Consider the following 324-nt stretch of genomic DNA (forward strand, 5'->3'; position numbering starts at 1 on the left):
GGACCGCCGCCGCGCGTGATCGAGGCCCGCGTGAACGGCACGCTCGCCGCCTCGGGCATGCTCGCGCCGACGCTCACGACGAAAGCCACGTTCAAGCTGAACGACAGCACATACGACAACCTGCCGCTCACCGGCGCGGGCACGGTGCAGGTGGCGGGCATGCGCATCCTGCCTAGCACGGCACAGCTTTCGATTGCGGGCAACGATGTCAACTTGAACGGCAGTTTCGGCGCGCCCGGCGACCGGCTGCGCTTTCGCGTCGATGCGCCGCAGCTGGAGCGGCTCGGCTTCGGCATCGCGGGCACCGTGAAGGCGGACGGCGAT

The 324-nt window shown here is 69.4% G+C and carries 1 protein-coding gene; it reads left to right on the top strand.

Annotation, left to right across the window (positions count from 1 at the left end):
• Positions 1 to 324 (top strand): hypothetical protein (locus NCR35_RS29795; protein ID WP_250537465.1); only part of this gene is annotated, 324 nt, incomplete at both ends.

The sequence above is a fragment of the Caballeronia sp. AZ10_KS36 genome (assembly GCF_023631105.1).
Classification (GTDB): domain Bacteria; phylum Pseudomonadota; class Gammaproteobacteria; order Burkholderiales; family Burkholderiaceae; genus Caballeronia.